General features: G+C 74.3%; 16 protein-coding genes. 5 read left to right on the top strand and 11 right to left on the bottom strand.

Annotation, left to right across the window (positions count from 1 at the left end):
- Window positions 1-72: 72 nt before the first annotated feature.
- Window positions 73-3,546, top strand: a complete 3,474-nt coding sequence (locus ACFWW8_RS27570) for a BTAD domain-containing putative transcriptional regulator (protein WP_386532384.1) — start codon at window positions 73-75, stop codon at window positions 3,544-3,546.
- Window positions 3,547-3,601: 55 nt separating this feature from the next.
- On the opposite strand, the gene ACFWW8_RS27565 is transcribed toward ACFWW8_RS27570, so the two are convergent.
- The 3 genes from ACFWW8_RS27565 to panB all read right to left on the bottom strand — a co-directional run bounded on the left by ACFWW8_RS27565 (window position 3,602) and on the right by panB (window position 6,470).
- Window positions 3,602-4,450 (bottom strand): ABC transporter permease, encoded by an 849-nt coding sequence (locus ACFWW8_RS27565; protein WP_386532381.1) that lies wholly within the window; start codon window positions 4,448-4,450, stop codon window positions 3,602-3,604.
- Window positions 4,447-5,457 (bottom strand): ATP-binding cassette domain-containing protein, encoded by a 1,011-nt coding sequence (locus tag ACFWW8_RS27560; RefSeq protein WP_386532379.1) that lies wholly within the window; start codon window positions 5,455-5,457, stop codon window positions 4,447-4,449. Before ACFWW8_RS27560 ends, ACFWW8_RS27565 begins: the two co-directional genes overlap by 4 nt.
- Before the next feature lie 143 nt (window positions 5,458-5,600).
- Complete coding sequence (gene panB, locus ACFWW8_RS27555; protein WP_386532376.1) at window positions 5,601-6,470, bottom strand: 3-methyl-2-oxobutanoate hydroxymethyltransferase; 870 nt, start codon at window positions 6,468-6,470, stop codon at window positions 5,601-5,603.
- A gap of 288 nt (window positions 6,471-6,758) precedes the next feature.
- On the opposite strand from panB, the gene ACFWW8_RS27550 reads away from it, so the two are divergent.
- Window positions 6,759-7,787, top strand: a complete 1,029-nt coding sequence (locus ACFWW8_RS27550; protein WP_386532374.1) for an endonuclease/exonuclease/phosphatase family protein — start codon at window positions 6,759-6,761, stop codon at window positions 7,785-7,787.
- 81 nt (window positions 7,788-7,868) lie between these two features.
- Here ACFWW8_RS27550 and ACFWW8_RS27545 read toward each other — a convergent pair whose 3' ends face one another.
- From ACFWW8_RS27545 to ACFWW8_RS27535, 3 genes are all read right to left on the bottom strand, one after another.
- Window positions 7,869-9,623: an NAD+ synthase gene (locus ACFWW8_RS27545; RefSeq protein ID WP_386532371.1), complete on the bottom strand. Its 1,755-nt coding sequence runs from the start codon at window positions 9,621-9,623 to the stop codon at window positions 7,869-7,871.
- A 63-nt stretch (window positions 9,624-9,686) separates the two neighbouring features.
- Window positions 9,687-10,955 carry a hypothetical protein gene (locus tag ACFWW8_RS27540; RefSeq protein WP_386532368.1) on the bottom strand — a complete coding sequence of 423 codons (1,269 nt, stop codon included), beginning with the start codon at window positions 10,953-10,955 and terminating at the stop codon, window positions 9,687-9,689.
- 155 nt (window positions 10,956-11,110) lie between these two features.
- Complete coding sequence (locus ACFWW8_RS27535) at window positions 11,111-11,500, bottom strand: hypothetical protein (RefSeq protein ID WP_386532365.1); 390 nt, start codon at window positions 11,498-11,500, stop codon at window positions 11,111-11,113.
- Window positions 11,501-11,573: 73 nt separating this feature from the next.
- On the opposite strand from ACFWW8_RS27535, the gene ACFWW8_RS27530 reads away from it, so the two are divergent.
- The gene (locus ACFWW8_RS27530; RefSeq protein ID WP_386532362.1) at window positions 11,574-12,275 is read left to right on the top strand and encodes a DUF998 domain-containing protein; all 702 of its coding nucleotides are present in this window, start codon (window positions 11,574-11,576) and stop codon (window positions 12,273-12,275) included.
- Window positions 12,272-13,222 (top strand): alpha/beta fold hydrolase, encoded by a 951-nt coding sequence (locus ACFWW8_RS27525; protein WP_386532359.1) that lies wholly within the window; start codon window positions 12,272-12,274, stop codon window positions 13,220-13,222. The genes ACFWW8_RS27530 and ACFWW8_RS27525 overlap by 4 nt, the downstream gene beginning before the upstream one ends.
- Here ACFWW8_RS27525 and ACFWW8_RS27520 read toward each other — a convergent pair.
- The 4 genes from ACFWW8_RS27520 to ACFWW8_RS27505 form a co-directional block, all read right to left on the bottom strand.
- The gene (locus tag ACFWW8_RS27520; RefSeq protein WP_386532356.1) at window positions 13,207-13,626 is read right to left on the bottom strand and encodes a CBS domain-containing protein; all 420 of its coding nucleotides are present in this window, start codon (window positions 13,624-13,626) and stop codon (window positions 13,207-13,209) included. The genes ACFWW8_RS27525 and ACFWW8_RS27520 overlap by 16 nt on opposite strands.
- Window positions 13,627-13,772: 146 nt before the next feature.
- The gene (locus tag ACFWW8_RS27515; protein WP_386532353.1) at window positions 13,773-14,513 is read right to left on the bottom strand and encodes a DUF305 domain-containing protein; all 741 of its coding nucleotides are present in this window, start codon (window positions 14,511-14,513) and stop codon (window positions 13,773-13,775) included.
- The gene (locus ACFWW8_RS27510) at window positions 14,510-15,190 is read right to left on the bottom strand and encodes a DUF3105 domain-containing protein (RefSeq protein WP_386532350.1); all 681 of its coding nucleotides are present in this window, start codon (window positions 15,188-15,190) and stop codon (window positions 14,510-14,512) included. Before ACFWW8_RS27510 ends, ACFWW8_RS27515 begins: the two co-directional genes overlap by 4 nt.
- 53 nt (window positions 15,191-15,243) lie before the next feature.
- Complete coding sequence (locus ACFWW8_RS27505; protein WP_386532347.1) at window positions 15,244-15,615, bottom strand: hypothetical protein; 372 nt, start codon at window positions 15,613-15,615, stop codon at window positions 15,244-15,246.
- A 173-nt stretch (window positions 15,616-15,788) separates the two neighbouring features.
- On the opposite strand from ACFWW8_RS27505, the gene glnA reads away from it, so the two are divergent.
- Window positions 15,789-17,150, top strand: a complete 1,362-nt coding sequence (gene glnA / locus ACFWW8_RS27500) for a type I glutamate--ammonia ligase (protein WP_073914665.1) — start codon at window positions 15,789-15,791, stop codon at window positions 17,148-17,150.
- A gap of 166 nt (window positions 17,151-17,316) precedes the next feature.
- Here the strand turns inward: glnA and ACFWW8_RS27495 are convergent, their stop codons facing one another.
- Window positions 17,317-19,341, bottom strand: coding sequence for a PIG-L family deacetylase (locus ACFWW8_RS27495; RefSeq protein WP_386532344.1), 2,025 nt, complete (start codon window positions 19,339-19,341; stop codon window positions 17,317-17,319).
- Window positions 19,342-20,325 lie beyond the last annotated feature (984 nt).

Below are 20,325 nucleotides of genomic sequence, written 5' to 3'. Positions count from 1 at the left end.
CGGCGAAACCTATCCCGGTGCCCGCCGATAAAGGGGTGCGGGTCCGGGTCCCGCTGCGGGGACAATGGCCCGGTGCGTTACGCGATCCTCGGCACCACCCTGGCCCTGCGCGACGACGGGAGCCCCGTCGCCGTCGGCGGAGCGCGCCTGCGGGCGCTCCTGACGGCGCTCGCGCTGCGGCCTGGGCGGGCGGTGCCGGCGCACCTGCTGGTCGCCCAGGTGTGGGACGGCGACCCGCCCGCCGATGCCCCGGCCGCCCTCCAGGCACTGGTCGCCCGGCTGCGGCGGGCCCTCGGGCACGCGGCCGTGCGGTCCGCGGAGGGCGGCTACCTGCTGACCGCCGAGCGCGAGGACGTCGACCTGTACCGCTTCGAGCGGCTCGCCCGAGCCGGCGCCTCGGCGCTGGCCGAGGGGGACGCGGCCAAGGCCGGCGCCCTGTACGAGGAGGCGCTCGCGCTGTGGCGCGGCTCCGCCCTGGCCGACCTCCCGGACCCCTCGGCCGCGGAGTCCGCGCGCTGGGAGACCGTACGGGCGGACGCGCGCCGGGGCCGGCTCGCCGCGGCCCTCGCCCTGGGCGAGGCGGAGCGCGTCCTGCCCGAGCTGACCGCGCTCTGCGCCGGGCAGCCGCTGGACGAGCCGCTGCAGGCGCTGCGCATCCGCGCGCTGCGGGACACCGGACGGCCGGCGCAGGCCCTGGCCGCCTACGAAGCGGTCCGCCGGGACCTGGCCGCCCGCCTGGGCGCCGACCCGGGCCCGGAGCTGCGCGCCCTGCACACCGCGCTCCTGTCACCCCCGGCCGAGCCGCACCCGGCAGCGCACCCGGCCGACCCGCACCCCGCCGACCCGCACCCGGCCGCCACCGACCCGCACCCGGCCGCCGCACGCCCCGCCGCCGACCCCCGTCCGGACGGCTCCGGCCCGAGACCCGGGCCGACCGCCCCGGACGCCGGGCAGCGGCCCGGTGCCCCCGCCCCGCACCCCGCCGGCGCCCGGCCGGGCGGCCTCGATCGGCCGGGGAACCTGCGGGCCCGGCTCACCACCTTCGTCGGCCGCGAGGACGACATCCGCGTCATCGGGGCCGACCTCGCGCGGGCCCGCCTCGTCACCCTGCTCGGGCCCGGTGGAGCCGGGAAGACCCGGCTGTCCCAGGAGTCCGCCGAGGCGCACGCCGGCACCGGCCGCCCCGACGGGGTCTGGCCCGACGGGGTCTGGCTGGTCGAACTCGCCCCCGTCGACGACCCGGAGGACGTCGCCGAGGCCGCCCTCGCCGCGCTCGGCGCCCGCGAGACCAAGCTGCGCGGCGCCTCCGCCGAGGAGATGCGGGCGCTCACCGACCGCGCCGGGGACGACGCCCTCGGCCGCCTCGTCGAGCACTGCGCGCGGCGCCGGCTCCTGCTGCTGCTCGACAACTGCGAGCACGTCATCGGCGCGGCCGCCGAACTCGCCGAGCGGCTCCTCACCCACTGCCCCGGCGTACAGATCCTGGCCACGAGCCGCGAGCCCCTCGGCGTCCCGGGGGAGTCCCTGCGCCCGGTGGAGCCGCTGCCCGACCCCGTCGCGCTGCGGCTGCTGAACGACCGCGGAGCCGCCGTCCGGCCGGGGTTCGGCGTGGACGAGGACCCGGCCGCCGCCGTCGAGATCTGCCGGCGCCTGGACGGTCTGCCGCTGGCGATCGAGCTGGCCGCGGCGCGGCTGCGGCTGCTCACCCTCCGCCAGATCGCCGACCGGCTGGACGACCGGTTCCGGCTGCTGACCGGCGGAGCCCGTACGGTCCTGCCGCGCCAGCAGACGCTGCGGGCCGTCGTGGACTGGTCCTGGGACCTCCTCGACGGGCCCGAACGCGCCGTCCTGCGCCGGCTGTCGGTGTTCGCCGGCGGCTGCGACCTGACCGCCGCCGAGGCCGTCTGCGCCGACCCCTCGTACGACGTCGCCGACGTCCTCGGCTCCCTCGTCGACAAGTCCCTCGTCATCGCCGCCCCCGGCCCGGACGGCTCCGCCATGCGCTACCGGCTGCTGGAGACCGTCGCCGAGTACGCCGCCGAGCGCCTCGCCGGCACCGGCCACGACCGCGCGGCCACCGAACGGCGCCACCTCGTCCACTACCGCGAACTCGTCCGCACCGCCGAGCCGCGGCTGCGCGGCCACGGCCAGCGCGCGGCCGCCGACCTGATCGCCACCGAGTACGAGAACCTGCGCACCGCCCTGCGCCGGGGCGTCGCCGCCCGCGCCGCCGGAGAAGTGCTGTGCCTGGTCCACTCCCTCGTCTGGTACTGGCACATGCACGACCTGCGCGCCGAGTCCCGCCACTGGTCCGAGGCCGCCGCCGGCCTCGGACCCGACCCCTTCGCGGAGCCCGCCGTCCCGGCCGGGCCGGTGTACGGGCGGATCGTGGACGCGCCGCCGCCCTACACCGGGGAACTGCTGACCGAGGGCTGGCGCGGCATCCAGATGATCCGCCTGGCCTCCCGCGACCAGGGAGACGGCTCCTGGGACACGCCCGAGGTCCGCACCCAGGTCGAGCGCATGCTCGCCGTGTACCGGCCGGGACTCCCGCAGACCTGCCGGCCCCCCGCCAACCTCTGGGTGTACGCCGTCATGATCGCCGGCGACGCCGGGCTGCTGCACCGGGTCATCGACGAGACCGTGGACGTCGCCCGCGAGCTCGGCTACGACTGGGAGCTCGCCTCGGCCCTCCAGCTGCGTGCCAACATCCTCGCCAACCGTGCCGACTGGGGCGGCGACGCCGCCCGCGACGCCGACGAGAGCCTTGCCCTCTTCCGGGCGCTCGGCGACGACTGGGGCTGCGCCGAGGCGCTCTCCGCCCGCGCCGAATCCCTGGAGAAGCGCGGCCTGTACCCCGCGGCCACCCAGGACTTCCGGGCCGCGATCGAGCACGCCGAACGGCTCGGGGCCAAGGCCCAGGTCACGGTGCTGCGCGTACGGATGGCCGGGACCCTCACCGAGGCCGGCCGGTCCGAGGAGGCCGAGGAGATCCTCACGGAGATCACCGCCACCGTCCGACGGCACGGCAACGAGGCCATGCCCGCCGCCCGGATGTTCCTCGCGAGCATCCTCGGCCGGAACGGGCGCATCCCCGAGGCCCGCGCCCAGCTCCAGACGCTGCGCGAGGAGTTCTCCTTCGGCGCCTACGCCGTCTTCGACGTGTTACTCCTCGCCACGGTCGCCTGGCTCGACAACCAGGAGGGCAGGTTCGAGGACGCGCTCGGCGTGCTCCGCGGAGGGGCGCTCGCGGCCCGCGACCCGCTCGCGCTGATGGTGGCGCCGCACCTGCCCGCCGTCTACCTGCTGACGGCGTCCGTCTCCCTCGCCTCCCCCGGCGGCCGGGAGCGGGTGCGGGACGCCGCGCGCCTCGTCGGCGCCTACCGGCGCCACCTGCCGCCCGGACACGTCCCGGTCACCACCGAGCGCGCCCAAGCCGCCCTCGCCGAGAAGCTGGCGCGAGCGGCGCTGGGCGACGCGGCGTACGAGGCGGCGCACGCCGAGGGCGGCGGCCTCACCCTGGAGGAGGCCACCGCCCTCATCTGACCCGGCCCCCGCCGGGGTCCGTCCGGGACGCGATCCGAACGGACCGGTCCGCGGGTCAGGTCTTCTGGCGGAACTTGCGGACGGCCAGCGGCATCGTCACCAGCGTGATGCCGAAGGACCAGGCGAGCGTGATCCACACGGAGTTCCCCAGCGGGGTCCCGTTGATCAGGCCACGGGCCGCGTCGGCCAGGTTGGACAGCGGGTTGACGTCGGTGAAGCTCTGCAGCCAGCCGGGCATCGTCGTCGTCGGGGCGAAGATCGAGCTGCCGAACTGCAGCGGCATCAGGACCAGCATCGCCATGCCCTGGACGGCCTGGGGGGTCTTCATGGTGAGACCCAGCAGGATGAAGATCCACATCAGCGAGGACCCGAAGACCGCCGCCAGTCCGATGGAGAGGAACAGGTCCAGCACGGAGGACTTGATCGACAGGCCGAGCAGGAAGCCCATGCCGAGCAGGATCGCGATGGCGACCATCATGCGGCCGAGCTCGACCACGATCTTGGCGATGAGCACCGAGGAGCGGGCGATGGGCATGGACCGGAAGCGGTCCATCACGCCCTTCTTGAAGTCGTCGTTGACCCCGGTGCCGACACCCATGGCGATGTTCATGCCCATCATGGCCATCAGGCCCGGCACCACGTAGTTGACGTAGACGCTCTGGTTGCCCTTGCCGGCGATCGCGCCGCCGAAGACGAACACGAACAGCAGCGTGAAGATGATCGGCATGAACAGGACGTCGAACATCGACTCCGGGTCCTGCTTGATCTGCAGGACGTTGCGCCGGGCCAGGGCGCCGATGTGGCGGAGGTTGCCGCGCAGGCCGATCCGGCCCTCGCGGGCGGGGACGGGCCCGCCGGCCGGGGCGGCCGCGACGGGAGTGGGCTTCGTGGTGACGGTGCTCATGCCGCGACCTCCTGGGTCTTCTCGGTGGGAACGGAGTCCTCGGCGGAGGGCTTCTGTCCGGTGATGGACAGGAACACCTCGTCCAGGCTGGGCAGGTAGGTGCTGATGTCGGTGATCCCGTACCCCCGGGAGGCCAGCAGGCCCACCACGGCGGTCAGCTGCTCGTCGGCGAGGATCGGGACCAGCAGGGCGCCCTCGTCCGGGACGGCCTGGGAACCGGCCGGCCCGTCCAGACCGGCCTCGGCCAGCGAGCGGGCCATGCCCGGCAGGTCGGCCGGGTCGGTGGGGCGGATCCGCAGGGTCCGGCCGCCGACGCGCGCCTTCAGCTCGTCGACCTTGCCGTTGGCGATGACCTTGCCCTTGTCGATGACCGTCAGCTCGTTGGCGAGCTGCTCGGCCTCCTCCATGTACTGGGTGGTCAGCAGGACGGTGGCCCCCTCGGCGACCATCCGCTGCACCTCGTCCCACACCTCGTTGCGGGTGCGGGGGTCCAGCCCGGTCGTCGGCTCGTCCAGGTACAGCACGGCCGGGCTGCCGATCATCGAGGCGGCCAGGTCGAGCCGCCGGCGCATGCCGCCCGAGTAGTTCATCACGGCCTTCTTCGCGGCGTCCGTGAGGGAGAACCGCTCCAGCAGCTCGTCCGCGCGCAGGCGGGCGCCCTTGCGGGAGAGGTCCAGCAGCCGGCCGATCATGTAGAGGTTCTCCCAGCCGGAGAGCTTCTCGTCGACCGAGGCGTACTGGCCGGTCAGCCCGATGGTGCGGCGCAGCTGCCGGGGCTGGCGGACCACGTCGAAGCCGGCGACGAAGGCCGTGCCGGCGTCCGGGGTGATCAGGGTGGACAGGCAGCGCACCAGGGTGGTCTTGCCCGCGCCGTTGGGGCCCAGGACCCCGAGGACGGTGCCCTCGCGGACGTCCAGGTCGACCCCGTCCAGGGCTTTGGTCTCGCCGTAGTGCTTGACCAGTCCCCGCACCACCACGGCGTTGGGATTCTTGTCGTTTCGCGTCATGCCCGCCATGGGATCATCCGCCACTGACAAAGCACCGACAGATGGCCGACAGCGAACCGACGGGGATCCGACAGCCGGGGGCCCGGGCGGCGGACGGCCCGCCGGCATCGCTGCCGGCGGGCCGCCGCGCACCGCCCGTCGCGTCAGTGGAAGGCGTGCTCCGCCTGCGGGAACGTACCGCCGACCACGTCCTCGGCGAAGGCCTTCGCCGCGTCGCCCATCGTCCGGCGGAGGTTCGCGTACTGCTTCACGAACTTCGGCATCTTCCCGCCGGTCAGGCCCATCATGTCGGTCCACACCAGCACCTGGGCGTCGCACTCCGAGCCGGCGCCGATGCCGACCGTCGGGATGTGCAGGGACCGGGTCACCTCGGCGGCCAGCTCGGCCGGGACCAGCTCCAGCACCACCGCGAAGGCGCCCGCGTCCTGCGCCGCCTTCGCGTCGCGCAGCAGCTGGTGCGCGGCCTCGTCCCCGCGCCCCTGCACCCGGTAACCCATGGCGTTGACGGACTGCGGGGTCAGACCCAGGTGGGACATGACCGGGATGCCGGACTGCACCATCAGCTCGGTCTGCGCCAGCGAGCGCTCCCCGCCCTCCAGCTTGACCGCGCCGACCCCGGCCTCCTTGACCAGGCGCGTGGCACTGCGCAGCGCCTGCACGGCGCCTTCCTGGTACGAGCCGAACGGCAGGTCGCCGACGATCAGCGCGCGGCTGGTGCCGCGTACGACGGCGGCCGACAGCAGGGTCATCTCGTCCATCGTGACGGGGACGGTCGTCTCGTAGCCGAGGTGACAGTTCCCCATCGAGTCGCCGACGAGCATGACCGGGATGCCGGCCTCGTCGAAGACGGACGCGGTCATCGCGTCGTAGGCGGTGAGCATGGGCCACTTCTCGCCGCGTTCCTTGGCGAGGGTCAGGTCGCGGACGGTGATGCGCCGGGTGCCCGTGCCTCCGTACAAGGTGGGGGAGGCCGTTGATGCGGGTTCGCGGGCAGGCGAAACGGCATGCGTCATGGCAACTGCTCCTTGTGTCATCTCGAGGCGCCCTCACGGCGTCCCCGGACTCACCCACCATGGTGGCATCCGGGCGGCCCCTGACGGAAGTGGTACGGGGGGCACGCCCGACCCGCGCGGCCCAATGTGCGCGTTTCGTGACAAGCGGAACCCCGTGCGCACGGTCGTTCGTCCTCCCGGACGTACGGTCGCGAAAGGCGGCCGTGACGTACGGCACGGAAGGCCGCGTCCATCGCCTAGGGTCAAGGGGCGGGGACGCAGCGCGAGCACGGCAGTGAGGGCAGTGGCATGGCACAGGCGTACATGACGGAAACGGGACACGGCGGCTCGGAGCCCGAGCCCTCCGCATCCCGCCTCCGGCGGCGTCTGGTCGCCTTGCGCGGCGACCGGGGGATCTGGCGGCGCGGGCTGGTGCTCGCCGCCGTCGCCGCGCTGATCTCACTCGTCATGATCTTCCACGCCGACCTGCCCAACGACGTCGGCAACCTCGGCAGCCTCACCGAGACCTTCCTGCCCTGGCTGGGCCTGGCCGTCCCGGTCCTGCTGGCCTGCGCGGTGTACCGGAAGTCCGCGACCGCGCTGATCGCGATACTGCTGACGGCCGTGGTCTGGGCGAACATCTTCGGCGGCCTGGTCACCGACAAGTCCGGCACCGGCGGCAACCTCACCGTCGCCACCCACAACGTCGACGCGGACAACGCCGACCCCCGCGGCACCGCCGTGTCGGTGGCGGCGGCCGGGGCCGACGTGCTGGCCCTGACCGAGCTGAAGTCGGGCGCCGTCCCCGTCTACGAGAAGGCCCTCGCGGCGACGTACAAGTACCACTCGGTCGAGGGCACCGTCGGCGTGTGGAGCAAGTACCCGCTGTCCTCCAGCAGCCCCGTGGACATCAAGATGGGCTGGGTCCGCGCCATGCGGGCCACCGTGACCACGCCGGTCGGCGACGTCGGCGTCTATGTCGCGCACCTGCCTTCCGTACGGGTCAAGCTGAACGCCGGGTTCACCGCCAACCAGCGCGACGACAGCGCCGACGCGCTGGGCGCCGCGCTGGCCTCCGAGCCGCTGAAGAAGGTCGTCCTGCTCGGCGACCTCAACGGCACCATGAACGACCGGGCCCTGTCCGAGGTCACCTCGCAGATGCGTTCCACCCAGGGCGCGGCGGGCGACGGCTTCGGCTTCAGCTGGCCGGCGCAGTTCCCGATGGCCCGGATCGACCAGATCATGGTCCGCGGGATGAAGCCCGAGGCCTCCTGGACCCTCCCGCGCACCGGCAGCGACCACCTCCCGGTCGCGGCCCGGGTCATCGCCAAGCCGTAGCCGCGGTCGTACCGAGGCCTTTCCGCACGTGAAGGGGCCCGGCCGCTCCCGCCGGGAGCGGCCGGGCCCCTTCACGTGGTCCTATGCCTGCTCGCGCCAGCCGTTCGTGATGGGCAGCCGGCGGTCCTTGCCGAAGCCCTTCGCGGAGATCTTGGTGCCCGGCGGGTACTGGCGCCGCTTGTACTCGGCGGCGTCCACCATCCGCAGGGTCCGGGCCGTCATCTCCGGGTCGAACCCGGCCGCGACGATGGCGTCCAGCCCCTGGTCACGGTCCACGTACAGGGCCAGGACCGCGTCGAGCACCGGGTAGTCCGGCAGCGAGTCCGTGTCCACCTGGCCCGGGCGCAGCTCGGCGCTCGGCGGCTTCACGATCGAGTTCTCCGGGATCGGCGGGATCTCGCCGCGTTCGGCCGCGGCCCGGTTGCGGTACGCGGCGAGCCGGAAGACATCCGTCTTGTAGAGGTCCTTGATGGGGCCGTAGGCGCCCACCGAGTCGCCGTAGAGGGTGGAGTAGCCCACGGCCAGCTCGGACTTGTTGCCCGGCGCCAGCACGATGTGGCCCTCCTGGTTCGAGAGCGCCATCAGCAGCGTGCCGCGCAGCCGGGCCTGGAGGTTCTCCTCGGCGAGGCCGGTGAGGCCCAGCGAGCCCATGTACGCGTCGAACATCGGCTCGATCGGTACGGTCCGGAAGTTCAGGCCGGTGCGGTCGGCGAGGTCGGCCGCGTCGCCCTTGGAGTGCTCCGAGGAGTACTTCGAGGGCATGGAGACGCCGTACACGTTCTGCGCGCCGACGGCGTCGCAGGCGAGGGCGGCCACGAGCGCGGAGTCGATGCCGCCGGAGAGACCGATCAGGACGGAACGGAATCCGTTCTTCCGGACGTACGCGCGCAGCCCCACGACCAGCGCGTCGTAGACCTCCTCGTCGTCGTCGAGACGGTCCGCGTAGCCGCCGGCCACCACCGGCTCGTACGGCTCCACGGGCTCCTCGGAGAGGATCACGCGGTGGATGCGCAGACAGTCGTCCACGATGCCCTCGGGGGCGTCGGCGCGGGCCGCCGGCAGGTCGAGGTCGACCAGCACGCACCCCTCGGAGAACTGCGGGGCACGGGCCAGGACCTCGCCGGAGCCGTCCACGACGATCGAGTCGCCGTCGAAGACCAGTTCGTCCTGCCCGCCGATCATGGCGAGGTAGGCGAGGGTGCAGCCGGCCTCCCGGGCCCGCTTGCGGACCAGGTCGAGGCGCACGTCGTCCTTGTCGCGCTCGTAGGGGGAGGCGTTGATCGAGAGCAGCAGCCCGGCCCCGGCGGACCGGGTGGCCGGGACGCGGCCGCCGTCCTGCCACAGGTCCTCGCAGATGGCCAGGGCGACGTCCACGCCGCGGACCCTCACGACCGGCTGGGTGTCGCCCGGCACGAAGTACCGGAACTCGTCGAACACGCCGTAGTTGGGGAGGTGGTGCTTGGCGAACCGGAGCGCCACCCGCCCGCGGTGCAGGACGGCCGCCGCGTTCTCCGGCGAACCGGCCGGTTTGCCCAGCCGGGGTACGGCCTGCTCGGTGCGGTCGAGGTAGCCGACGACGACCGGCAGTTCTCCGAAGCCCTCGGCCGCGAGGCGTTCGGCGAGCTCGCGCAGCGCGGTGCGGGACGCCTCGACGAAGGACCCGCGCAGGGCGAGGTCCTCGACGGGGTACCCGGTCAGCATCATTTCCGGGAACGCCACCAGGTGGGCGCCCTGCTCGGCGGAGTGCCGGGTCCAGTGGACGACCGAGTCGGCATTCGCGGCGATGTTGCCAACGTGCGAGTCGATCTGATTCAGAGCGAGGCGTAGTTGAGGCACGGGGCCCAGTCTAATCGTCTTTCTGACGCGATGTCCTGGGCCCCGCCCGTTTGGGGGCTCGGCTCAGCCGATCGGCCCGGTGTACTGCACGTCGTCGAGCAGGGTGCCCGCGGAGATGTCCGCGCTGACGGTCCTGGTGCCCTCGGGCACCTCGAAGGCCACGACGCCGCTGGCGGAGGCGCCCGGCAGGATCGTGCCGCTGATCATCTTCGGCACGGTGCCGTCGAAGAGGAGCTTGGCCGTCATGCCCTTGTCGTCACGGACGTTGGGCACGGCGTAGATCACCTCGTGCGGCTTCGTGGAGTCGTTGGTGATGGTGATGGTCATCTGGACCGCGTTCTTCACCTTCTCCTGGCCGTACAAGGTCTCCGGCTTGTACTTCTTCAGCCCCGAGAGGCTCACCTTGACGCCGTCCGGGTACGCGAAGGTCTCGCCGAAGGGCAGCGCGGTGTCCAGGCCGGGGACCCGGGAGGGCGACGGCGCGGCCGACTCCGACGGCCAGGCCTCGTCGTCGGGGTAGAGCTCGTCCAGCTCGCGCTGCTGGCGGTCGACGCTGCGCTCGATGTGGTCGGTCGCCTCGTCCATGACGTACGCGGTCAGGAAGAAGCCGCCGACGGACGCCCCGATGCCGAGGACGCCCAGGACGGTGCCGACGATCGACATGGTCTTGCGCGGGGCGCCGTTGGAGGCGCGGACGAGGGCGGCGATGCCGAGGCCCAGGCCGGTCGCGGCCAGGAGGCCGCCGACCCAGAAGAACAGCGGGACGAGGCCGAGCAGGACGCCGCCGATGCCGAGGACCAGGGAGGCGACCGCCATGCCGTTGGCGGTCGGCGGGCCCTGCGCGTACCCGGCGTAGGCGGTGCCGCCGCCGTAGCCGTAGCCGGGGCCGGGCTGCGCCCAGGGGTTGCCCGCGCCGGGGCCCGTGGGTCCGCCGGGGCCCGCGGGGGCGGCCGGTCCGCCGGGGCCCGCGCCGAACGGCGGCGGGGACGGGGCAGCGGGCGGGGTGGGCGGCGCGAACGCCGAGGGCGCCGGCCCGAAGGCGGGGGCGCCGGCGGGAGCGGCCGGGGAGTCGGCGCCGGTCCCGACCGCGGCGGGGGCGGGGTCCTGGACGGGCGGCGCGGGCGGCGCGAACGGCGCGGCGGGGTCATCGGCCGGGGTGGCGTCGGCCGGGGCCCCGGGCGCGGCCGGGACCTGCTCCGGAGCCGGGGTCTTGTCGAAGGACAGGGTCCGCGCGGGCGGCGCCGGTATGGAGGCCGCTTCGGGTATCGGCGTACCGTCCGGCTCCGTCGGCGGGCCGGTCGGGTTGCTGGGCGGATTCGGCGGAGTGCTCATACCGGCGGAGGCGTCCTTCTGTCGCGGCTGTCGTGATCTCCGTAAGAGTCCCACGCCGCCGCCCCGCGTCCAGCTGATTTCCGTACGGTCCGGCCCGGCCGGGCCCGACCCGTACCGTGTGGCGCTGCGTCAGGGCCGGTGGCCGGGCACCGTCGTCATCGGGGCAGCCGGACAGGGCGTGCCTGGCCCTCGTCCACGGTGTGGGGCACCGTCATCTCGCGGCCGGGCGAGGAGCGCGCGGCCACGAGGGTGGATCCGGCTCCCGGGCAGACCGGCGCGCCCCGCGCCCCGGGTCCGGCGGGGGTGCCGGGAAGGCCCGCGGCCGGTTCGGCCCCGGCCCGCGGGGGCGCGGAGTGGTGAGGCTCACGGTGGGCGGCCGGGGTCGAGGCGGCCGTCAGGGCAACGGAGTGGGCCGCGGCGCCGTCTTCCATGGCGTAGGGCTCAGTCGGACGACCCAGGGTGTGCATGGTGACGATGCCGGGCAGCAGCACGGCGAGCAGCAGCAGGCGGCGCCAGGGGGCGGCTCGCCGGGCTCCGCGCTCCATGATCGAAACCCTGCCCGGGGCGGTTGTCCGACCCGTAGGACCGACCCCGCGCCTCCCTAGGATGAGTCACACGATGTCCCCACACGGCCCCTCTCAGCGGACCGCCTGGCCGGTCGCCCTGCTCATCGGACTCGGCGCCGCCACCTACACCGCGTGGGTCCTCGAAGTCGTCCTCTCCACGGGCCTCAACCCCGTCCAGACGTACGTCAGCGAGCTCGCCGCCCAGAACCAGCCGCTCGGCGGCCTCTTCCGGGCCACCGACTTCGTCGCCGGGCTCCTCGCGTTCGGCGGCGGGCTGCTCGCCCTGCTCCGGCTGGCGCGGTACGCGCAGTCCCGCCGCCCGTGGGCCGTCCTCGGCTGGACCGGGATCACCCTGTTCGGCGCGGCCACCGCCGCCGACGCGTGGTTGCCGCTGAGCTGCACGCCCACCGTCGACCCCGAGTGCGCCGCCCGCGAGACCGCCGGGCTGGTCCCCGCCACCCACCAGGCCCATGCCATCAGCAGCAGCCTCGCCATGTGCGGCGCCCTCGCCGGGATCGTCGCCCTCACCGTCGCCGCGCGCCGCTACGGCTGGTTCGCCCCGCTCGCCCGCTACGGGCCGGCGCTCGTCGCCCTCGAACTCCTCGCCACCGCATGGACCCTGACCTCCATCGCGATGTTCACCGCCGGGCACGGGAACTGGGCCCTCGGCGCCGGGCAGCGCCTCCAGGTGCTGCTGGTGGCCCTCTGGCTGGGGCTGCTCGCGTACTCCGTCCACCAGGAGCGCCGCACGTGACCGGCCCCGCGCGGGGCAGCCGCTTCGTCCGGGTGGACGGGGTCCCGCTGCACGTGGTCGTCGAGGGCCGGGGCCCCGTCTGCCTGCTCAGCGCCGGACTCGCCATGGCCTGGTTCGACTGGGACCCGGTCGCCGCCCTGCTGGCCGCCGCCGGGCGCACCGTCGTCCGCTTCGACCGCCCCGGGCACGGTCTGAGCGGCCCGGCGCGCGCGGTCCCGACCACCGCCGGGGAGGCGCACCGGATCGCCGCCCTGCTGGACGCGCTGGACCTGCCGGAGTCCGGTACGGGCCGGCGGACCGCTTCCGCTCAGGGGTTCGGTAGCGCTCAGGGGCCCGCTGCCGGGAGATGGGGCGGCCCCGTCACCGTCGTCGGGCACTCCCTCGCCGGGTTCCACGCCGAGGCCTTCGCCCGCTTGTACCCCGCCCGCACCGCCGCGCTGGTCCTCCTCGACTCCAGCGTCGAGGAGGACCCCCGTACGCTGCTCCCCGCCGCCCTGCGCACCGCGGCCGCCCGTGCGCTCGGCCGGGCGGTGTCCGCGGCCGGGCTGCCGGCCGCAGTGGGGCCCGCCGCCCGGCGGGCCACCGTACGGCTCTCGCGGACCGGCGGCGGCGACCCGGCCCCGCGGGACCTCGTACGCCGCTGCTACCGCTCCGGCCGGGTCTGGCGCGGGGCCCTGCTGGAGAACTCCCGCTACCCGGACATGGCCGCCGAACTCGCGGCCCTGCGCGCCGCGCACCCGCTGACCGCGCCCGCCACCGTGCTCGCGGGCCACGACGGCTCGCCGGGCCGGAGCGGGCTCGGCTGGCTGTCCCGGCAGGCCGCGCTCGCCGACCGGATCGGCGCCCGCTTCGAGGTCGCCGAGCCGTCGGGGCACCTGGTCATGCTGGACCGCCCGGAGCACGTGGCCCGGTCGGTCCGGCACGCCGCGGATCAGCCGCGGGCGTAGACCTTCTCCGCCCAGCCCGCGATCTGCGCGTCGGTCAGGTGCTTGGCCAGATCGGCCTCGCTGATCATGCCGACGAGCTTCTTGTCCTCGATCACCGGAAGCCGCTTGATCTGGTGGCTCTGCATCTCCTCCAGCACCTCGGAGACGTCCGCGCCCGCGTCGATCCAGCGCGGGGTGCCCTTGGCCATGTCGCCCGCGGTCGTCTTCGCCGGGTCGTGTCCCACGGCCACGCAGCCGACCACGATGTCCCGGTCGGTCAGGATGCCGCAGAGCCTCTGCTCGGCGTCGCTGATGGGCAGCGCGCCCACGCCGAGACGGCTCATCAGCTGAGCGGCCCGGTCCAGGGTCTCGGTGGCGGGGATCCACTGGGCCCCGGGGTGCATGATCTCTCCGGCGGTGGTCATCGCGTACCTCCTGAGTGCGCCGCTGGGGCGCGCCGTGACCGGCGGGGCGCGGAGGCGCCCGCCCGGGCGCCCTCCGGGGGCGGCGTGCACGCGTACGCCCGTACGGAGGAGAGGGCGCCCTCCCCTCACCGTACGGGCGTGTCCCGTCAGCCGCGCGGCGCGGCCCCGCGCCGCTTCAGCATGTCCGCCATCAGGGTGAGCTCGGACTGCTGCGCCTCGACCATGCCCCGGGCGAGGTCCCGCTCGGCCGGGGTCACGCACTGCTCGGCGCAGCCCCGGGCCATCGCGACGCCGCCCACGTGGTGGTCGGTCATCAGCTGGAGGTAGAGCACCTCGGCGTCCCGCCCCGAGGCGGCGCCCAGCCGCACGATCTCCTCCTTGGTGGCCATGCCGGACATCAGGGCGCCGGGCTTGGCCGCCGCGTGCCCGCCGTGACCGCCGCTGCCGCCCGCTGCGGCTGCGTCACCACCACTGCTACCGCCGCCGTCGCCGCTGTCGCCGTGCTGGTCGTGCCCGCCGGAGCCCTCGGACGCGGTCATCCACGCCATGGGCGGCTCGCCCGCCACCACCTTCGGCAGCCCCCACAGGTCCAGCCAGCCGAGGAGCATGCCCCGCTGGTTGGCCTGCGTGTTGGCGATGTCGTACGCGAGACTGCGCACCGCCTCGTCCTGGGTGCGGTCGCGGACGACGAAGGACATCTCCACCGCCTGCTGGTGGTGCACCGCCATGTCCCGCGCGAAGCCGGCGTCGGCCGAGTGCAGCGCCGGGGTGCGGTCCGCCGGGTCCGGGTCACCGCTCGCGGCGGCCACCGTGGCGGCCGCCGCGAACAGCAGCGCGAGCAGGACGGCGGTGCCGGCCGCCCAGTACGTGCGGGGCGTACGGCTCACTTGTCCGCCAGTCCGCTCGTGCAGGCGGCGCCGGGCTCGGGGGTCTGCGGGCCCTGCACGTACTTGGTGAAGAACTGCGCCACCCGGGGGTCGTCCGACGTCTCCACCGTGAGCTGCTTGCCCCAGGCGCTGAGCATGATCGCGCCGGCCTGCTCCTTGACCGGGCTCATCAGCGTGTACGGGGTCTTGGCCACCGTCTCGGCGAGCTTGTCCACCTCGCCCTTGGCCGCCTTCTCGTTGTACGTCACCCAGACCGCGCCGTGCTCCAGCGAGTGCACCGCGTTCACCTCGGGCACCGGGTTCTTGTAGACGTCGCCGTTGCAGTTCATCCAGCGGGGGTGGTGGTCCCCGCCGACCGGGGGGTTCATCTCGTACTTCACCGGGGTCTCGACGTGGTTGCGGCCCAGGTTCTTGGCCTCCCAGGTCTGCTCGCCGTCGACGGGAGCCTTGCGGGCGGCCGCGGCCTGTTCCTGCTTGCGCTCCTGGGCCTCCTGCCGGTCGATCAGCACCCACGCGCCGAAACCGACGAGGCCGACGACGACGGCCGCGGAGGTGGTGATCGCGATGGCCTTGTTGCGGCGGTCGCGCGATCGGTCGGCCCGGCGCATCTGGGCTATGCGCGCCTGGCGGGACTGGTGCTCTGAAGTCCGGTCGGACTTGTTGGGCTGGCTGGCCATGTGCCCTGGTTCCTTCTGCTGAGGGGGGTGGGTGGACGCGGAAGCCGGACCCGTCAGGTCCGCAGCACTTGGAGGGCATGCAGGTCGGGTGCGCGCGCCAGCGGCCGCGGCGGCCCGGCGAGCCCCCGCGCGGACGCCGCGGGCGCGGCGGGCGGTCCGCCGCCCGCCAGGACCACGGCGGGCGGGGGCACGGGCAGCACGGCCGGGACGACGTGCGCGAGGGGCGAGCAGCCGGGCAGCTCGTACGGGGAGGTGCAGACGGCGTGCGTCCCGTGGTCCGGCGCCGCCGCGGGGGCGGACACCTCACCGGGCCGCGCGCACAGGAACAGCGCACCCACGAGCAGGCCCAGGGCCGTCAGGAGGAGGGCGCGCCGAGGCGCGGGGCGTACGTGACGCCCTGCCCGCGTGTGCTCCCGGCCCCCCATGGGCGCAGATGGTAATGCTCATGTCGGGCCCACGGTCAGTGCGGGGGTGCCGCGGGTTTGGACGGGTGCGTAATGTGGCGGAAACCACCGCTGGCGATACTGGGCCGGCCCCTCTGTGCCCCCGGCCCTCGGGGCGGTGGTGCACAGGCCGTCTGAACTGCGAGGATGAAGGCATGGACAAGCAGCAGGAATTCGTCCTCCGGACGCTCGAGGAGCGCGACATCCGCTTCGTGCGCCTGTGGTTCACCGATGTACTGGGCTTCCTGAAGTCCGTCGCGGTCGCCCCGGCCGAACTGGAGCAGGCCTTCGACGAGGGCATCGGTTTCGACGGCTCCGCGATCGAGGGCTTCGCCCGGGTCTACGAGTCCGACATGATCGCCAAGCCGGATCCGAGCACGTTCCAGATACTGCCGTGGCGCGCGGAGGCTCCCGGGACCGCCCGGATGTTCTGCGACATCCTGATGCCGGACGGCTCGCCGTCCTTCGCGGACCCGCGCTACGTCCTCAAGCGCATCCTGGCCAAGACCTCCGACCTGGGCTTCACCTTCTACACCCACCCGGAGATCGAGTTCTTCCTGCTGAAGGACAAGCCGCTGGACGGGTCCCGCCCGGTCCCGGCGGACAACTCCGGCTACTTCGACCACACCCCGCAGAACGTGGGCATGGACTTCCGCCGCCAGGCGATCACGATGCTCGAATCGATGGGCATCTCGGTGGAGTTCAGCCACCACGAGGGCGCGCCGGGCCAGCAGGAGATCGACCTCCGTTACGCGGACGCCCTTTCCACGGCCGACAACATCATGACGTTCCGCCTGGTCATGAAGCAGGTCGCGCTGGAGCAGGGCGTGCAGGCCACGTTCATGCCGAAGCCGTTCTCGGAGTACCCGGGGTCCGGCATGCACACCCACCTCTCCCTCTTCGAGGGCGACCGCAACGCGTTCTACGAGTCGGGCGCCGAGTACCAGCTCTCCAAGGTCGGCCGTTCCTTCATCGCGGGCCTGCTGCGGCACGCCGCCGAGACGGCCGCGGTGACCAACCAGTGGGTCAACTCCTACAAGCGCATCTGGGGCGGCTCCTCCCGCACGGCCGGCTCCGGCGGCGAGGCCCCCTCGTACATCTGCTGGGGCCACAACAACCGCTCGGCGCTGATCCGCGTCCCGATGTACAAGCCGGGCAAGACGGGCTCCTCCCGCGTGGAGGTCCGCTCGATCGACTCGGGAGCCAACCCGTACCTGACGTACGCGGTCCTCCTGGCGGCCGGCCTGAAGGGCATCGAGGAGGGCTACGAACTCCCGGCGGGCGCCGACGACGACGTCTGGGCCCTCTCGGACGCCGAACGCCGCGCGATGGGCATCGAACCCCTCCCGCAGAACCTCGGGGAGGCCATCTCCCTGATGGAGCGCAGCGAGCTGGTGGCGGAGACCCTGGGCGAGCACGTCTTCGACTTCTTCCTGCGCAACAAGAAGCAGGAGTGGGAGGAGTACCGCTCGGAGGTCACGGCCTTCGAACTCCGCAAGATGATGCCGGTGCTGTAGGCGCAGGCCGGCGCCCCATCGGGGCATGTTCCACCCCTCCGGGCCGACGGTCACCGACCGCCGGCCCGGAGTCTTCCCGGGAGAGCGGCGGGTGACAGCCCCGAGGGCCCGTCGGTGACCTTCGCGGACGGACCCGGTGCGCCCCCCCGACGACCTCGGCACCGCCTCAGCGCAGGGCCGGGTGCCAGGTGGGTGGGGGTGGGGGTGTGCGGGCCGGCGGGGTCGTCGTGACGTGGAGGCGGGCGTCCAGGCCGAGGACCGCCGTCGTGGTCGTGCCGGTGGGTTCCCGGACCGCCGCCGGGGCGCCCGCGTAGAGCAGCCGGGACTCCGCCCAGGCCGGCGGGCCGCCCAGGTCCGTGCCGCCGATCGTGCCCGTACCGGCGCGGCCCGCCAGGTGGCGGCCCGCCGCGCCCACCGCCCCGTACCCGGCCCGGCCGCCCGCCTCCGCGAGGCCGGAGACCCGCGGCGCCGCCGGTCCCGCCGTGACCAGGGCCGTACGGACGACCCCCGAGTCCGGGCGGCGGAAGAACAGCCGGACGCCCGCGCCGTCCGCCGCCGCCGACAGCGGGACCGTCGTCGCGGGCAGGCCCGTCGGGAACGGGCCGGACAGGGGGGAGTCCGGCGTGCGCTGCGTCCAGGCGGTGACCGACCCGGCGGTCGTGGCGTACACGTGGCTGCGTCCGGCGGAGTCGACCGCCGCCACCGGGTCGCCCTGGAGGTCGCGGCCGCCCAGGCGCTGCCACGGCGAGAAGTCGCCGTCCGACTGCTGGACGGTGGCGCGCAGGGTGCGGCCCGCGTCGCGGACGTAGACCGTGAGGCGGCCGTCGGCGTCCACGGCCGCCGCGGGCGCGCTGATCGCCGAGGTGCCGTCCTCGTCGGCCGTCTCGGGGGTGCCGAGCGAGCGCCACGGCCCGAACGGTCCGTCGGGGGCCGGCTGGTCGGCGTACACCACCTCGCGCCGGTAGTCCGCCGGGCCCGCGCCCAGGTGCGTACGGGTGGCCAGGACCGCGATCCGGCCGCCGGGGAGCCGGACCGCGGTGGCGCCGGGATCGATGCCCGTGCCCGGGAGGAGGTCGGGCCCGGCCCACGCGCCACCGGGGGACCGGGTCCAGTACGCGGTCCGGCCGTCCAGGGTGGCGAACGCCCAGAGGCGGCCCGGCGTGCCCTCCGTCAGCCAGGAGGTGTGGTCGGCGCGGGTGTAGCGCAGCGACTGGGCCCAGTTGCGGCCGGTGGGGTTGCCCGCGACCTTGCGGTCGCCGCACCCCGAGGGGCTGCCGCAGTGGTTCTCGTGGTCCTGCCAGGCGTACGTCTTCAGGAAGCCCGTCTTCGTCGCCGCCGTCTGCGGGTCCAGCGCGTGCGGGAGGGCGCCGTTGTGGTAGCCGAGGTAGTTCTGGACCGTGAACCGCGGGCGGTCCCGCACCCGTTCCGCGTAGGCGGCGGCCGCGGCCTGCGCGAAGCGCGCCCCGTACATGTGGTCCTGGTGGTCGGTGTAGCGGCCGGTCTCCGGGTACCGGCCCGGGGTCGGGTCCTGCATCCGTATCGTCGTCGGCCGGTACCGCTCCAGGATTCCGGCTATCGCCCGCACCGCCTGCTCCTTCGTGTACGCGGACGGCTCCCGGACGGGCGTGCCGGCGGCGAGCTGGGATCCCAGCGCCGGTATCCGGCCGTTCCACAGGCCGCGCAGGCTGTCGGGGTTGTCCCCGGTGGTGCTGCGGGCCTCGCGCAGTTGCAGCCACACCAGGTTCACCTGCGGCTTCGCCATGAGGACGTCGACCTCGGCCCGTCCGCCGCCGTCGGTGGGCACGACGGTACGGCGCCACGTGGCGGTGCGGTCGCCCGTGGCCATCTGGGCGTACGCGGCACGGATGCCGTTCTGCCGGGCCTCCGCGTAGTGGGCGCGGTCGGCGGGCTGTTCGGGGTCCTTGAGGTGCTTGCCGTTCGCCGCGTTGCGGCCGTCGGACTCGCCGGAGGTGAGGTACGCGGTGGTCACGCCGGTGCCGGACAGCAGGGAGCGGCTCAGATCGGGGTTCATGAAGAACAGGTCGTCGTCGGGGTGGGCGACGATCTGGACGACCGAGCCGGCCGTGGTGCTGGCGGGCAGCGCGGCCGGACCCTGCTCCTGGGCGGCTCCGGCCGGTGTCTGCCGGCCCGACGCCACGGAGAGGACCCCGGTGACTGCGGCCGTGAGCACGGCGAGCAGCACGCCGACCCGGACGCGGCGGACGCCCCGCCGACCGGCGCCCCGGGGCCGGGCCCCGGGCGCGGGAGCGGGCCCCGACCGTCGTACGGGCTCCGGCGCGGGCCCGGGCGGTGCCTTCGGCCCGGGTGCGGGCGTGGGTGCCGGCGCCGGCGCCGGTGCCCGGGCCGGTCGGGGTACGGGCGCGGCCCCGGGGGCGGGCGTCGGCCGGGGTACGGGCGCCGGTCCGGGCGTGGGCCCGAGCCCCGGGCCGGGGGTGGATGCCTGCCGTAGCGCGGGCGCGGGCGCGGGTGCGGGTGCGGGTGCGGGTCGGGGCGCGGGCGTCGGCCCGGCCCTGAGCGTGGATTCCGGCTTCGGCCCGGGCGCCGGTGCCGGTGCCGGTGCCGGTGCCGACCGGGGTACGGGCGCCGGTCCGGGCATCCGCCGGGGCTCGGGCATCCGCCGCGGCCCGGGTATCAGGCTCGGGGCGGGTATCGGGCCGGGATCCGGATTCGGGTTCACGCTCGGCATCGGCAACCGCCTCGGGATCGGCCTCGGGTTCGGCATCGGTCACGCCTCGGGTTCGGTCCGGGCGGGGAATCCGCCGGCAGTCAGAGAGAGGCCGATACCGGGAACTTGGTTCTCCGGCAGCCCTGTTGACTGCCGCTGTGAGAGAACCCTGCGAGACGACCCGCCGTCCGGAGTGCGCTTTCGGCGGCCGTACGCGGAATTCCGGGACAACTCCCGGCGACGCCGCCGTCCGGCCCGCGCCTGAGGGTCCTCGACGGCCGCGTCCGACGGCCTCCACCGGCCCCCGCCGGTAACACCGGCCGTTGGCCGTTCCCTGCTCCACCAGCACCCGCAGCGTCCTGGCCCGGCAGGACGGGCGCGCCCCGTGCCGGCCTCCGGGGTCATCAGGGGCGGTCCGTCCTTCTGACCAACTCGCCGGCAGCACGGGCCGTTCCCTGCTCCATGAGCACCGGGAGCGTTCTGGCCCGG

The organism is Streptomyces sp. NPDC058701 (genome assembly GCF_042715295.1).
In the GTDB taxonomy this organism is placed as follows: Bacteria; Actinomycetota; Actinomycetes; order Streptomycetales; family Streptomycetaceae; genus Streptomyces.
The sequence above is the reverse complement of the archived record's forward strand: the minus strand, read 5'-3'. Positions and strand labels throughout refer to the sequence as shown.